Here is a 14,069-nt window from a genome sequence, read left to right as displayed (position 1 = left end):
TTAACTTCTGATTAACGATGATTGACAACAGTTAACGAAATGCCGCGGGGCCAAGCTTCCTCCTGCGCCAAACGAGGGGAGCTCGGGGTATTTCAGCGATTTTTCACATATAAAACAAATGTCTAACGACGTGCCGCCGCTGCTGCACTGCAACCGAATATTAATCCGACCCAGCCAAAATGGGCGTTGCAAGACACTACCCAGACGTTCAGCTTATAAAATATCAATTTGGTGTTCATTTTAGGAAGGATCTCCGAGGCAATGAGGTACGTCCATCAAAAGAAGACGCCCATTGTCGTCGCAGCCGTCCCGAAGCATCCACATGAAAGCTGAAGCGCTCTTCTGGCAGCAATGCAGCCAGGCCGTCACGGCCGATGGAACGGTCGACGCGCAGCGTCTGATGGAGCTTGTGATCGCGACCTATCGCGTCCATGAAAATGACTATGACGAAATCGAGAGAAGCGCGGAAACGCTGTTGAGGGAAAACCATGCGCTGAGAGGCAATATATCAGCCCTCAGTCAGGCGTTCGACGGACAGCAGAGGCTCTTCGAAATCATCCTCAACAACCTGCCGCTCGGTCTCAGCGTCTTCGACGCCGACCAGCGGCTGACGCTTTCCAACATTCGCTTCGGTCAACTCTTCGGCCTGACGCAGGACGATGTCGTCGTGGGCGTGACAATCACCGATCTCATCGGCAAAATGCGCGGGATGGAGGGCACCAGCGCCAAGCACGGCCGGCGAACGAGGCGACATTCCGCTGTAACCGTCAAAAGCAGCGGTATCCGTCGGCGCGAATGGCTGATGGACGACGGCCGCACCATCCAGAGCATGGTGACCATCCTTGCCGACGGCAGCAGCATCGCCATTCACGCCGATATTACCGAGGATCGAAAGGCGGCCGAGCGTATCACCTATCTCGCTCACCACGATCCGCTGACCGGCCTTCCGAACCGCATCCATTTCCGCGAGCAGGTCGATGCAACGCTCATCGAGCGCAAGCCGGATGAGCAGATCGCGCTTGTTCACCTCAATCTCGATCGCTTCAAATCGATCAACAACACGATGGGCGTGTCGGCCGGCGACAAGATCCTGCAGCAGGTCGCCGAGCGCATCCGAGCCTCGGTCGGTTCGGAGAACGCCCTGGCGCGCCTCGGCTCGGATGAATTCGCCATCCTGCAGACCGGCGGACAGCAGCCGTGGAACGTGACTGCCCTTGCCGAGCAAATCCGCCGCGCGCTTTCCGAGCCGTTTTTCCACGGCGAGAAACAAGTGGAGCTCAGCGTTTCCATGGGGATCGCAATCGCCCCTGATGATGGCGAGGAAACCGATATCCTGCTGAAGAATGCCGGCGTGGCGCTATCGCATGCCAAGGCGGACGGGCGCAAACGCGAGCGTTTCTTCGCCGGTGAGATGGAAGTGCAGATGCAGCTGCGCCACGCGCTCGAGGCAGACCTCAGAGCAGCCGTCGAGAACGAGGAATTCGAGCTGCACTACCAGCCGCTCTATGACCTCCGGCAGCGGCGCATCTGCGGCTTCGAAGCCCTGATCCGCTGGAACCACCCGATCCGCGGCCGCGTCCCGCCGATGGATTTCATTCCACTCGCCGAAGAGGTCGGCCTCATCGTCGATATCGGCCGATGGGTTTTGCGCCGAGCCTGCAGCGATGCGGCGCAATGGCCGGAGGGCATCAAGGTCGCGGTCAACGTTTCTGCAATCCAATTCAGCGGCAGCGACCTGACAAAGGACGTCGGCGAAGCGCTTGCCGCCGCCGCACTGTCGCCGTCGCGGTTCGAACTCGAAATCACCGAGAGCGTGCTGATGGAGAATCTCGACGAGGTGCTGCCGATCCTGCATGCGCTGAAGGAGCGCGGCATCCGCATTTCGATGGACGATTTCGGCACCGGCTATTCGTCGCTGAGCTATCTCTCGAGCTTTCCCTTCGACAAAATCAAGATCGACAAATCCTTCGTCAACGACATCGCCGACAACAAGGAGGCGCATGCGATCATGCACGCAATCATCCTGCTCGGGGATGCGCTCGGCATGCGCGTCACCGTCGAGGGCGTCGAGACGGCCGAGCAACTGGCGCTGCTCGAATGCGAGGAATGCGACGAAATCCAGGGCTACCATATCAGTCCGCCGAGACCGGTGCGTGACGTGCCCCACCTTCTCGCCCTGCCGCCGAAGAACGGCGGCGTGACACGTCTTCCTAAAACCAGGCGCTGAGATTCGCTCGATTGCGACTCGCACGGCAAGCCGCTAGACAATCGGCTGCGATTGCCGAGGCCTCTCTGTCGCATGCTTTGGCCGGCATCGGCTTGCAGCCTATGCTTTTAACCTTCCTCATAACAGGTGGCGCGATGTTCGAGGCTGAAGCCTTCTCCCCTCACGAAACGCTGGCGGCGGCGCTGATTGCGCATGCGGCCGACGGCGACGACGGCTCGCACGATCTCGCCCATATCCTGCGCGTCTTCCGCAACGCCATGCGCATCCATGCCGAGGAAGGCGGTGACGGGCGGGTTCTTGCCGCCTCCGCGCTGCTGCACGACTGCGTCGCCGTCGAGAAGAATTCGCCGCTGCGGGCAAAAGCATCGGCTCTGGCGGCGGAAAAGGCATCGGCGATCCTGGCAGAGCTCGGCTGGGGAGAGGCGGATATCGAGGCTGCCGCGCATGCGATCACCGCGCATAGTTTCTCAGCCGGGGTAGCGCCGCAGACGCTGGAGGCAAAGATCCTGCAGGATGCCGACCGGCTGGACGCGATCGGCATGGTCGGCGCCGCCCGCTGTTTCTATATCGCCGGACGACTGGGATCGGGGCTTTACGATCCGTTCGACCCAGCGGCGGAGCATCGCCCGCTCGACGACAAGCGTTACGCCATTGACCATTTCCGGACGAAGCTGTTCAAGCTGGCGGAAGGGTTCCAGACCGAGACCGGCCGCAGGCTGGCGGCCGCGCGTGACAAAAGCCTGCGCGATTTCCTCTCGGCATTCATGGATGAAATCTAGAGCGGGTCAGCTTTTCAGCGAATCGCGGAGAACCGCTCTAAGTTTTTATTTTTACGCGATTCCAGGAGAACGGCATGCGTATCAGCGACCTCTTCATCTACCCACTCAAGAGCGCCCGCGGCATTGCGCTGCCCGCCGCCGAGATCGATGCCCACGGACTGTCCGGCGACCGGCGGGCAATGATCACCGACCCCAAGGGTCATTTCATCACCCAACGCGAATTGCCGGACCTCGCGCGCATCGCGCTGCGGCCGGAACCCGGCGCTTTCCGGCTGCTGATGGAGGGAAAACAGGAAATATCGGTACCGCCGCCTCGGCCTGACACCCGCATGGATGTGACCGTGTGGAAATCGACCGTCAGCGCCGCCGTCGCCGATCCCGACAGCAACCGCCAGCTTTCCGAATGGCTTGGCCGCGAGGTCCGGCTGGTCTTCTTCGACGGCCAGGCGCGGCGGACGGCGAATGCCGAATGGGCCGGTGAAGGCACGCCGGTCACCTTTACCGACGGCTACCAGATCCTGGTGACGACGACCGGCTCGCTGAGAGCTTTGAATGCCGATCTCGCCGCCCATGGCGAAGGCAGCGTCGGCATGGAACGCTTTCGACCGAACATCGTCATCGATATCGACGAGGCCTGGCCGGAGGATCGCTGGGCGGCGATCGAAATCGCCGGCATCCGCTTCGATCTCGTCAAGCCCTGCTCGCGCTGCATTATGACGACACAGGACCAGTTGACCGGCTCACGCGAGGTGGCCAACCCGATGCCGGCCATGGGCCGCATCCGCATGTCGGCCGACCGCCGCGTGCCCGGCCCACTCTTCGGCTGGAACGTCACGCCGCGCGGCAGCGGCAGGATCACGACCGGCGACAAGGTGAAGATCATCGAGGCGCGGTCGGAGGGCTGGGCAATGAAGGTTCGCGCACGGGGGTAGGTCTCACGCATGCCCGAGCGCTGAATCGATCCCGGCCATGACGTCGGCCGGCAGCGGTCCTTTTTCCAGCGCGCCGGCATTTTCTTCCACCTGGGCGACGGTGCGGAAGCCCGGAATGGGCAGGGTGCGCGGCGACCTCGCCCAGAGCCAGGCAAGCGCCCCCTGCGTCAGCGTGCGGCCGCCCGATGTCAGGAGATCGCGGACGGCATCGAGCCTCGCGGCGAATTCCGGGGCCATGCGCCCGTCCTTGAAATAGACCATCCAGTCGAGGGCCGCACCGCGCACATCCTTGGCGCCCACCGCCTTGTCGGCGGTGAACTTGCCGGTCAAGAGCCCCATGGCCAGCGGGCCGCGATTGATGGAGATCAGTCCCTTCCCTTCGATCACCGCAATCATCTCCGGCACCGGCTCGAAGACGTTCATCGTGTGCTGGATCGAGACGTAGCCCCGGCGGCCTGCATGACGGGCAGCGCGATCAGGAAAATCGGTGCTCCAGCCGAATGCATCGATCTTGCCTTCGCTGCGCAGCGCCTCAAGCGTATCGAAGACGGCATCCGATTGTTCCAGCGGAAAGTCATTGATGTGGAACTGTAGGAGATCGAGGCGGTCGCGCTTGAGGCGGCGCAGCGAGGTCTCGACCGAACGGCGGATAAAGGCCTCATCGGCGAAGGCACCGGTGGCCTGCTTGGTTTGCGGATCGGTCGCGAAGCCGAACTTGGTGGCGACAATAACGTCGTCGCGATTGCCGAGTGCCCGGCCAAGCACATCCTCCGAGTGGCCGGCACCGTAGTTCGAGGCCGTATCGAAGAAGCGGATGCCGAGTTCGATGGCACGGTCGATCGCTTCGACGGATTCATCGTCGTCGACTTCCCCCCAGCCGAGCGGCGTGTCGCCGGCAAAGAAGGGACCGCCGATCGCCCAGCATCCCATGCCGAGACGCGGAATTTCGCGGCCGTTCCAGAGCGTGATCGTCGTCGGTGATGCGGTCTTGGTCAGCATGAGATCCTCCCCGGTTGGCGTCTCCAAGACATAGGAAGGGCTCCCATGCGGGTAAACCGCCAAATCCGGAGGATGTTTTGCACCGGTAAAAAATGCCCGAAAGAAAGGAAGTCAGGCGGAAATACCATTCGGACCGGAAAGCGTCCGCAAGGCTGGATTGAGCGCCTTGAGCGCCGCCTGAACGAAACCGTCACGGGCCGCCGCCGCCTCGATGCCGCGCGGTTCATAGACGTGGCGATGCAGAAAGAATCCCGTCAGCCGGAATGCCGCTGCGAGACTATCGAAGTCCGCCGCATGATTGCCTTCGATACTGAGGAAGGGTGGCAGGAGCAGCATCTTGTCCGCCCAGGGGGCGCCGGCGCTGCGGCTAACGGCGCGGCCGGATTTCGGCGAGACATAGACGAGATCGGAACGGGCGCCGGTCGCGGCGCATTCGGCAAGATCGAGGCCGAAGCCGAGATCATTCAGCACCGCAAGTTCGAAACGCACGAAGAGTTCGCCGGCATCGGCCGGGTTGTGCAGGTGATCGAGGATCACTTCGAGCGCATCGAAGAGGTGCGGATGCGGATCACGCTCCGGCAGCAGCCGCAGCAGCGCGCCCATCGCCTGGACACCGTAGACAGCGGTCGCCGTTTCCATCAGGCGGGCGGCGCGCAACGTCACCGGCTCGACGCGGAATTCACCGAGATGCTCGTCTAACCTGGCGCGCCAGAGGACCTCGACGGCATTGCCGGCCTGCAGCACCGGCTGCATGGCGCGCGAGCGACCGGAACGCACCAGGCCGAGATGGCGGCCGCGATCCCGCGTCATCACCTCGGCGATGACACTCGTCTCGCCGTGGCGCTTGACGCCCAGGATGATCGCATGGTCCTGCCACTGCATCGAAAGAAGTCCTCACGGCTGACGAATCCATCCTACTGCATAATTCAACGCGTGACAGCGTCCTTTGCACGTCTGAAAGACGCGCGTCGCTGTCGGCAAGGCCTGGATTCTGTCATGGACCGTGTCAGGCTACAGCCGGGAAAAGCCTCTGCAGGAAGTCGCGCATCGCTGTTTCGTCGAACGGCTTCACCAGAAGCGGTATGTGCTGCAGGTCGGGCGGGAAATCGCCTGTATCGGAATAGCCGCTGACGAAGCCGAAGGGGATGCCGATATCGAGAAGATGACGGGCAAATCCGAAGCTCATGCCCTCGCCGAGATTAACGTCGAGAAGGGCGAAATCATATGTCTCCGCAGCGATGGCAGCCCTTGCCTGTTCCACACTGCCGACGATATCGATGCCCTCGACCCCGGTAAGGCGCAGCATATCCTCCGCCTCCATCGCGATGATCAGACTGTCTTCAAGAACCAGAACACGGATTGCGCTCATGATTCCATGCCCCCCGTCGGGCGCCTGTCGCAGCGCCCCGGCCGTTTCCCCAACATCATTGCCCTCCGGTGCCCCGCATGGCACGCTACCGGTGAATTCCGCCACCATTTTTGAATAAAACATTTTTCTGCCCGGTCGATAAGAATCAAATCGGAGGAACGATGATGGCCAACCTTATTTTTCCTGATGCTAATGCGCATTTAAAAAAGACATAAGCAAGGGGTTTGGCTACTGCATGACGCGGCACACTTCCGGGCGATAAGCATCAGATGAAGGGACGTTTGCCCTCTCCAAGCCCTTCCCAGCCGGAAATGGTCATCAATTCCTCGCCGTTCAACACCTCACAGCCGCGCTCCTGCCAGCGGATCAGCCCACGTTCACCGAGCTTTTTCAAGGTCTTATTGGTGTGAACGATGGAGAGGCCAAGGGTATCGGCAATGTGCTGCTGGGTGATGGGGATGAATGTACGGCCGTTAAAGAGGTTAAGCTTCCGGCCACGCTCAAACAGGAAAGCGATCAGGTAGGCTGCTCTTTCCAGCGCCGTGCGGCGGCCGATGGAGAGCAGATGCTCATCCAGGATGCGTTCCTCGCGCGCCGCGATCCAGGTGATGTCGAAGGCGAGCGAGGCGTGTTTGTTATAGAGCGTCATCAGCCTGGCGCGCTCGAAGACGCAAAGGGAAACCGGTGACAGCGCTTCGACCGAATGCTGCATCTCACCGGCGATCGTCCCCTGCAGGCCGATCAGATCGCCCGGCATGATATAATTCAGAATCTGGCGGCGCCCATCCTCCAGCATCTTGTAGCGAAAGCCCCAACCGGACAGCACCGTGAAGAGGTGCGCGCTATGGGCACCCTCGACGAGGATGGTGGAACCGGCATCGACAGCTAGCTCACCCCTCTTGAAGCTGGCGACGAACTCCAGCTCGTCGCGGCTGAACTCCCTGAAATGCGGCAGCGGCCGCAAAGGACATTGCTGGCAAGGGGTCTTGAAAGAATTGATCGATCTCGACGTCACCATATTTGCCCTTGCCGTCGCAAAACCGGCGCGCCAACGTTGGCGCGCCGTTCATCGAGGAATGCTCCAGGCATGGAATTGTTCCATGAGCGAGGCGCTTTTTTTATGCGGAAACAAAGGGCTGGCGCCTGCCAGACGGAATCCTTGCCTTGGTTATTTCGGGAAATCGAGGCCCATTTCGCGGAAGCGCTCGGGATCATCGCCCCAATTCTCGCGAACCTTGACGAACAGGAAGAGATGGACCGGCTGTTCCAGGATTTCCGACAATTCCTTGCGCGACGCAGTCGAGATCGCCTTGATAGTTTCACCGCCCTTGCCGAGCGCAATCTTCTTCTGGCTGTCGCGCTCGAGATAGATCACCTGCTCGATGCGCACAGAGCCGTCCTTGCGCTCTTCCCACTTCTCCGTTTCGACATGCGAGGCATAGGGAAGCTCCTGGTGCAGGCGCAGAAACAGCTTCTCGCGGGTGATCTCGGCAGCAAGCTGGCGCATCGGCAGATCGGAGATCTGGTCTTCCGGATAGTACCACGGCCCCTCCGGGAGGGTCTTCGCCAGATAGTCCATGACATCGTCGCAGCCGGAGCCGTTTTCGGCCGAGATCATGAAGGTGCGCTCGAAAGCGATCTTCTCGTTGGCGGCAGCGGCCAACGCCAGCAGATCCTCGCGGTTGACGCGGTCGATCTTATTCAGCAGCAGGATCTTCGGCTGGCGGACTTCCTTCAGACCTTCGAGGATGGCTTCAGCATCGCCACGCAGGCCGCGCTCGCTGTCGATCAGTAGCACGATCAGATCGGCATCCTTGGCACCGCCCCAGGCCGAGGTCACCATGGCGCGGTCGAGCCGGCGGCGCGGCTTGAAGATACCGGGCGTATCCATGAAGACGATCTGGGCGTTGTCGTGGATGGCAATGCCGCGGACGATCGCGCGCGTCGTCTGCACCTTATGGCTGACGATCGACACTTTGGCACCGACGAGGCGGTTGACCAACGTCGACTTGCCGGCATTGGTCGGCCCGATCAGCGCGACGAAGCCCGAATGCGTCGGACCACTGGTTTCTGCGGCAGCTCCGGCCGCGATATCTTCTTCTTGTGTCATTGTCCCGTCAGTTTCCGGCAGGCGATTGCTGCCAAATGCCTTCGCGCTCAAGCATCTTCGTCGCCGCAACCTGTTCAGCGGCACGCTTTGACCGCTCTACGCCGGTTTCGGGCTTAATGCCAGCAACTTCCACCGTCACCTTGAAGCGCGGATCATGATCCGGTCCGCTGCGTTCATCAACCCGATAGATCGGGGTGACGCCGAATTTCGCGTGCGACCATTCCTGCAGCTCGGTTTTGGCATCGCGCTTGGCGCCATCGGCCCTGACCGCCCTGCCCTGCCAATAGCGCAGAATGAAGCGGCGGGCGACCTCAAGGCCGCCGTCGAGGTAGATCGCGGCGATCAGGCTTTCGACGACGTCGGCACGCACGTTCATCATGCGCTTGCCGGTCAACTTCTTCACATCGGCGCCGGTGCGAATATAGAGGTGAAGATTGAGCTCGTCGGCGACCGCTGCGCAGGTTTCAGCACTGACGAGCTGGTTGAGACGGACCGAGAGCTCGCCTTCCCCCGCCGTGCCAAAGGTACGAAACAAGAGCTCGGCGATGCAGAGCCCGAGGACCCTGTCGCCGAGGAATTCCAGCCGTTCGTAATTGCCGCCCTTTTCCGTGCGGGCGCTGGCATGGGTCAGCGCCCGGTCGAGGCGTTCCTTTTCGGCGAAGTCGTGACCGATCAGGCCTTCAAGCTTTGCGCGGTCCGCCGCAGAAAGCGTCTGCGCCTTACTCATTCAACAACCTTGAAGAGGCGGTCCCAGCGCATGTTCGTCGGCCACTTCCAAATTTCGCGGAAAGAGGTGTCGTTGCCGAGCGAGAAGAAGATCACGCTGGCGCGGCCGACAAGATTTTCGGCCGGCACGAAGCCGACGTCGAAGCGGCTGTCGAGCGAGTTGTCGCGGTTGTCGCCCATCATGAAATAATGGCCTTCCGGCACGATGAATTCACGGGTGTTATCGCCGCGCGACACAGGAGACTGATCGAGCGTGTCATAGGTCTTGCCGTTGTCGAGCGTTTCGCGGAAGACCGGCACATCGGCACCTGGATCGAGCTTGTAATCCGACGTAAACGTACCATCCGCTACCTTTGGAACCGGCTTGCCGTTGACGTAGAGCACGCCGTCGGTCACCTGGATATGGTCGCCCGGCAGGCCGATGCAGCGCTTGATGTAATCGACCTCAGGATTTGGCGGGAAGCGGAAGACGACGATGTCGCCACGCTTCGGATCGGCGCCGAACAGGCGGCCGCTGAAGATGTCGGGCGAGAAAGGCAGCGAATATTTCGAATAGCCGTAAGCGAACTTATTGACGAAGATATAGTCGCCGACGAGAAGCGTGGGCATCATCGAACCGGACGGAATGGTAAAGGGCTGGAACAACACCGTTCGGATCAGCATCGCCAAAATCAGCGCCTGAATGATGACTTTGATATTTTCCCAGAGGGCGTTCGGCTTGGCTTCGACTTTTTCGGACACGCAGTCTTATTCCTTCAAGACGCCGCGGCGGCGCAATTCTTTCTGTCGTTCTCTCTAGAGCATGATGCCGAAAAGTGTGAGCGGTTTTCGGACGACATCATGCTCTAAATCTTAATCTAGAACAGGATTCAGATTTTAGGCCGGGTCGGCCCGAAATCATCCTGTTCTATCGGCTTCGGCCGGTTGCGGCAATGGCGACAGCATCAAAAGCGACGAGAGGTCGCGTCAAATGCTTCCGGGGTCGCGATCAACGCTCCCGAGGTCGCGATCAACGCTCCCGAGGTCGCGATCAACGCTCCCGACGTGCGGTCATACGCTCTCGGGCAACGCCTCGATAATCACGAAGGCCTGCGCCAAGGGATAATCATCCGTTATTGTCAAATGAATGGCGGGCCTGTGGCCCGCCGGCAGCATCGATTCCAGGATCAGGGCGGCAGCACCTGATAGAACCATGGTCGGCTTGCCGCTCGGCAGGTTGACGACGCCCATGTCCTTCCAGAAGACGCCCTGGGCGATACCGGTGCCGAGCGCCTTGGAACAGGCCTCCTTGGCGGCAAAACGTTTGGCGTAGGATGCACCACGATTTGCGCGGCGGTCGGACCGCGCGCGCTCAATCTCGGTGAAGCAGCGATGGGTGAAGCGGTCGCCGAAGCGCTCGATGGATTTCTCGACGCGGCGAATGTCGATCAGATCGCTGCCAATGCCGATGATCATGCCGGAACCTTCCGTCGCTTAAGAATTCTTGATCGGGCTCATACACTCGGCATGTCGCCGGCCGGGCTGGCCAGGCGCAGGCGCGCCCGCTCCAGCAGCCGTGTGTGGCGGCGCGTCTGAAAACCCTTCACGGTGTAGAATGTCAGCGCATAGAGCGCAACGGAGGTGACGATCGCCGGCGGAATGGCGCCGACCAGCATCGGTTCCAGCACCGGCTTCCACAGCTCGGTGAAGTTCAGCTTGTGAAAGAGGGCTGCGAGATCCACCGTCTGACCGGCCAGATGATCCTCACGACTCAACAGCAGATGCCCGATCTCCCAGGTGATGCCCCAGATGAAGGGATAGGTCAGCGGATTGCCGAAGGCCGCGCAGCCAAGGGCGGCGGCCACCATACTGCCGGAGAGGAAATAGGTGATCACAAACGCCATGACGAAATGCACGCCGATGAAAGGCGTCCACGAGACGAAGACACCGGCAGCGACGCCGGCCGCGACCGCATGCGGCGAAGCGCTCAGGCGCAGGATGCGCATGGAGAGGTAACGGAGCGGACGAAGGAAACCTTTGCGGGGCCATAAAAGCTCTCGCATCTTTTCCTTGAATCCCGCGGGTTTGCGACGGCGAAACAACATGGCCGGTATTTAGTGCAGCGCACATGACCATGACAAGAGCGGCAAATGGTACCGCCGAAAAAACAGTTCAGTCCCCAAAGCAGCGGGGAGCTTCTTCATGCCGAGGGGCGTCCGTTATCATAACGTCCCTCACCCATCTCAAGTACAGAAGTTCAGTATCAGCGATTGCGGAACAGACCGCGATCGACCTGGCGCTGACGAAACTCGAGATCGATACGATCGAACGAGCCGTTCAAATATGCCATTTCACGTTCCTGGGCAGTCGGAGCGCGAAGGGCGCGAGCGATTTTCCTGATAGGGTCAAACATTACCTTGTCTCATCTTCTGTTTGTTTTCGATGAGCAGAAGATAGTCGCGGCAGAGGTTAATTACCACCGCTGCAACATGGAGAACAGCCATGCGTCCTTCGCATTGCTTGCCTATCCAATGCGCCACTCCGACCACGAAACGATCACAAAATGTGCAATTTTCCGATCCAGCCGGCGACAGGCTTAACAAAATCCTACTCGTAGAGCCGCCGCACCGTGGCGATGCAATCCAGATCCTTCATCTGGGCGAGCAGTTGATTGAGCTGACGCAGGTCCCAGACCTCGACCTCGAGCATCATTTCGGTGAAATCGGCCGCGACGCGCACCGTGTTCAACAACCGGATATTGACGTCGAGGCCTGCAACCGTCTGGGCGACCTTGGCAAGCGTGCCGGGCTCATTCAACCCATTCACCATGATGCGCGCCATGAAACGCGACTTGTTGGCTTCGTCGAGATCCCAGCGAACGTCGATCCAGCGGTCGGGCTGATCGTCGAACCGCTGCAGGCTCGGCGACTGGATCGGATATATGGTGATGCCCTTGCCCTGGTCCATGATGCCGACGATGCGATCGCCGGGCACGGCGCCGGTCGACGCGAACTTGACGTCGACATTGCCGGACAGGCCGCGGATCGGCCCGATATCAACATCGGTGTCGACCTCCGGATGGCCGCCGTCGAGCCCGGGCTTGGTCTTGCCGGGGATCTTGAAGATCATGCCGGCGGCGCTGCGGACGTTGAACCAACCGTCATCGCCGGAGGGCTTGACGGTGACGCGCTCATCCTGATGGTCGGGATAGACGGCGCGCAGCACATCGAGCGAGGACATCTCGCCGCGGCCGACGGCGGCGATCGCATCCTCGACATCCTTCTGACCGAGGCGGTGCAGCGCCGGCTTCATCGCCTCGCGAGAGAAAATCTTGCCGGCTCTGTCGAAGGTGCGCTCGAGAATGCGGTGACCGAGGCCGGCATATTGCTTGCGGATTGCCATGCGGGTGGCGCGGCGGATGGCGGCACGCGCCTTGCCGGTGACGACGATCTCCTCCCAGGCGGCGGGCGGAACCTGCACGCCGGAGCGGATGATCTCGACCTCGTCGCCATTGGCAAGCCGCGTCACCAGCGGCATGATGCGACCGTTGATCTTGGCGCCCACCGTGGTGTCGCCGATATTGGTGTGCACCGCATAGGCGAAATCGATCGGAGTGGCGCCACGCGGCAGGGCAATCAGCTTGCCCTTCGGCGTGAAGCAGAAGACCTGGTCCTGGAAGAGCTCAAGCTTGGTGTGTTCGAGGAATTCTTCCGGGCTGTCACCCTCGGCGAGCGCCTCGATCGTGTGGCGCAGCCAGGAATAGGCATTGGATTCGCGAGAAAGGATGTCGCCATCGGCATTGGTAGCGCCGTCCTTATAAAGCGTGTGGGCGGCGATGCCGAATTCGGCGATTTCATGCATGCGCTTGGTGCGGATCTGCAGTTCGATGCGCTGGCTGGACGGACCGACGATAGTCGTGTGCAGCGACCGGTAATCGTTCTGCTTCGGTGTCGAGATATAGTCCTTGAAGCGGCCGGGCACGACGCGCCAGCGGGTGTGGACGATGCCGAGCGCCCGGTAACAGGACGGGATGTCCTCGACGATCAAACGGAAGCCATAGACATCGGAAAGCTGCTCGAAGGAAAGCGACTTCGACTGCATCTTGCGGAAGACCGAATAGGGCTTCTTCTGCCGGCCCTTGACATAGGCGCTCGTCAGGCCGCTTGCCACCAGCAGGTCGCGCAGTTCGGCCTCGATCTTCTTGACAATACCCTCGTTGCGCTTGGAAAGCTCTTCCAGTCTTTTGGTGACGGTCTCGTAGGCTTCCGGGTTCATATGGCGGAAGGAGAGTTCCTCCAACTCCTCGCGCATGTCCTGCATGCCCATGCGGCCGGCTAGCGGCGCATAGATCTCCATCGTCTCTTCGGAGATGCGGGCACGCTTGTCGGCCGACATGTGGTCGAGGGTGCGCATATTGTGCAGGCGGTCGGCAAGCTTGACGAGCAGCACGCGCACATCGTCGGATATGGCGAGCAGCAGCTTGCGCAGGTTTTCCGCCTGCTTGGCCTTCTTAGTGACGAGGTCGAGCTTCTTGATCTTCGTCAGGCCCTCGACCAAGCGGCCGATATCCTCGCCGAACAGTTCGTCGATCTCGGCGCGCGTCGCCGTCGTATCCTCGATCGTGTCGTGCAGCAGAGCAACCGCGATCGTCGATTCATCGAGATGCATGTCGGTGAGGATGGCGGCGACTTCGAGCGGATGGGAAATATAGGGATCGCCGCTCGCGCGCTTTTGCTGGCCATGTTTCTGCATGGCGTAGACATAGGCTTTGTTCAGCAGTGCTTCATTGGCGTCGGGCTTGTATTGCTGAACCCGCTCCACGAGCTCGTACTGCCGCATCATTCCAAAGCCACTCCGATAAAAATAAAAGCGCGCCAATCAACGATTGGCGCACACGTGGGCAATAATATGCCTAAGCAATAAAGGCGCAAGATTGACGATTGGTAAT

General features: G+C 60.6%; 14 protein-coding genes. 3 read left to right on the top strand and 11 right to left on the bottom strand.

The genetic code is table 11. The features are described 5' to 3' along the window. The first annotated feature begins 322 nt into the window (after nt 1–322). The 3 genes from PO860_RS05235 (at nt 323) to PO860_RS05225 (ending at nt 3,938) form a co-directional block, all read left to right on the top strand. The gene (locus tag PO860_RS05235) at nt 323–2,227 is read left to right on the top strand and encodes a putative bifunctional diguanylate cyclase/phosphodiesterase (RefSeq protein WP_273880603.1); all 1,905 of its coding nucleotides are present in this window, start codon (nt 323–325) and stop codon (nt 2,225–2,227) included. 134 nt (nt 2,228–2,361) lie between these two features. Next, complete coding sequence (locus tag PO860_RS05230) at nt 2,362–3,006, top strand: HD domain-containing protein (protein ID WP_272783356.1); 645 nt, start codon at nt 2,362–2,364, stop codon at nt 3,004–3,006. A gap of 74 nt (nt 3,007–3,080) precedes the next feature. Further along, nucleotides 3,081–3,938 (top strand): MOSC domain-containing protein, encoded by an 858-nt coding sequence (locus PO860_RS05225; protein WP_183606337.1) that lies wholly within the window; start codon nt 3,081–3,083, stop codon nt 3,936–3,938. A 3-nt stretch (nt 3,939–3,941) separates the two neighbouring features. Here PO860_RS05225 and PO860_RS05220 read toward each other — a convergent pair whose 3' ends face one another. From PO860_RS05220 to PO860_RS05170, 11 genes are all read right to left on the bottom strand, one after another. Next, on the bottom strand, nt 3,942–4,937 hold the full coding sequence (locus tag PO860_RS05220) for an aldo/keto reductase (protein ID WP_273884084.1): 996 nt from the start codon (nt 4,935–4,937) through the stop codon (nt 3,942–3,944). Nucleotides 4,938–5,048: 111 nt separating this feature from the next. Next, nucleotides 5,049–5,819 (bottom strand): DNA repair protein RecO, encoded by a 771-nt coding sequence (gene recO / locus PO860_RS05215; RefSeq protein WP_183606335.1) that lies wholly within the window; start codon nt 5,817–5,819, stop codon nt 5,049–5,051. A 124-nt stretch (nt 5,820–5,943) separates the two neighbouring features. After that, nucleotides 5,944–6,429 (bottom strand): response regulator, encoded by a 486-nt coding sequence (locus PO860_RS05210; RefSeq protein WP_273884085.1) that lies wholly within the window; start codon nt 6,427–6,429, stop codon nt 5,944–5,946. A gap of 142 nt (nt 6,430–6,571) precedes the next feature. Next, nucleotides 6,572–7,324, bottom strand: a complete 753-nt coding sequence (locus PO860_RS05205) for a Crp/Fnr family transcriptional regulator (RefSeq protein ID WP_273884086.1) — start codon at nt 7,322–7,324, stop codon at nt 6,572–6,574. A gap of 150 nt (nt 7,325–7,474) precedes the next feature. Then, nucleotides 7,475–8,416 carry a GTPase Era gene (era, locus tag PO860_RS05200; RefSeq protein ID WP_183606332.1) on the bottom strand — a complete coding sequence of 314 codons (942 nt, stop codon included), beginning with the start codon at nt 8,414–8,416 and terminating at the stop codon, nt 7,475–7,477. 7 nt (nt 8,417–8,423) lie between these two features. Then, the gene (gene rnc, locus PO860_RS05195; protein WP_011651202.1) at nt 8,424–9,143 is read right to left on the bottom strand and encodes a ribonuclease III; all 720 of its coding nucleotides are present in this window, start codon (nt 9,141–9,143) and stop codon (nt 8,424–8,426) included. Continuing rightward, nucleotides 9,140–9,883, bottom strand: coding sequence for a signal peptidase I (lepB, locus tag PO860_RS05190; RefSeq protein ID WP_273884087.1), 744 nt, complete (start codon nt 9,881–9,883; stop codon nt 9,140–9,142). Before lepB ends, rnc begins: the two co-directional genes overlap by 4 nt. A 309-nt stretch (nt 9,884–10,192) precedes the next feature. Beyond that, nucleotides 10,193–10,597 (bottom strand): holo-ACP synthase, encoded by a 405-nt coding sequence (gene acpS, locus PO860_RS05185; RefSeq protein WP_183606330.1) that lies wholly within the window; start codon nt 10,595–10,597, stop codon nt 10,193–10,195. A 38-nt stretch (nt 10,598–10,635) separates the two neighbouring features. Then, entirely contained in the window at nt 10,636–11,226 is a 591-nt protein-coding gene (locus tag PO860_RS05180) for a DUF2062 domain-containing protein (RefSeq protein ID WP_272783353.1), read from the bottom strand. Between the two features lie 158 nt (nt 11,227–11,384). Further along, a complete protein-coding gene (locus tag PO860_RS05175; RefSeq protein ID WP_003578264.1) occupies nt 11,385–11,534 on the bottom strand; it encodes a DUF3563 family protein in 150 nt (49 codons plus the stop codon). Nucleotides 11,535–11,728: 194 nt separating this feature from the next. Then, nucleotides 11,729–13,963, bottom strand: coding sequence for a RelA/SpoT family protein (locus tag PO860_RS05170; RefSeq protein WP_183606328.1), 2,235 nt, complete (start codon nt 13,961–13,963; stop codon nt 11,729–11,731). Between the last annotated feature and the right edge of the window lie 106 nt (nt 13,964–14,069).

Origin of the sequence: Rhizobium binxianense (assembly GCF_028994275.1) — a bacterium.
Classification (GTDB): domain Bacteria; phylum Pseudomonadota; class Alphaproteobacteria; order Rhizobiales; family Rhizobiaceae; genus Rhizobium; species Rhizobium binxianense.
Note: the sequence above shows the minus strand (reverse complement) of the source record. Positions and strands in the feature narration are given on the sequence as shown.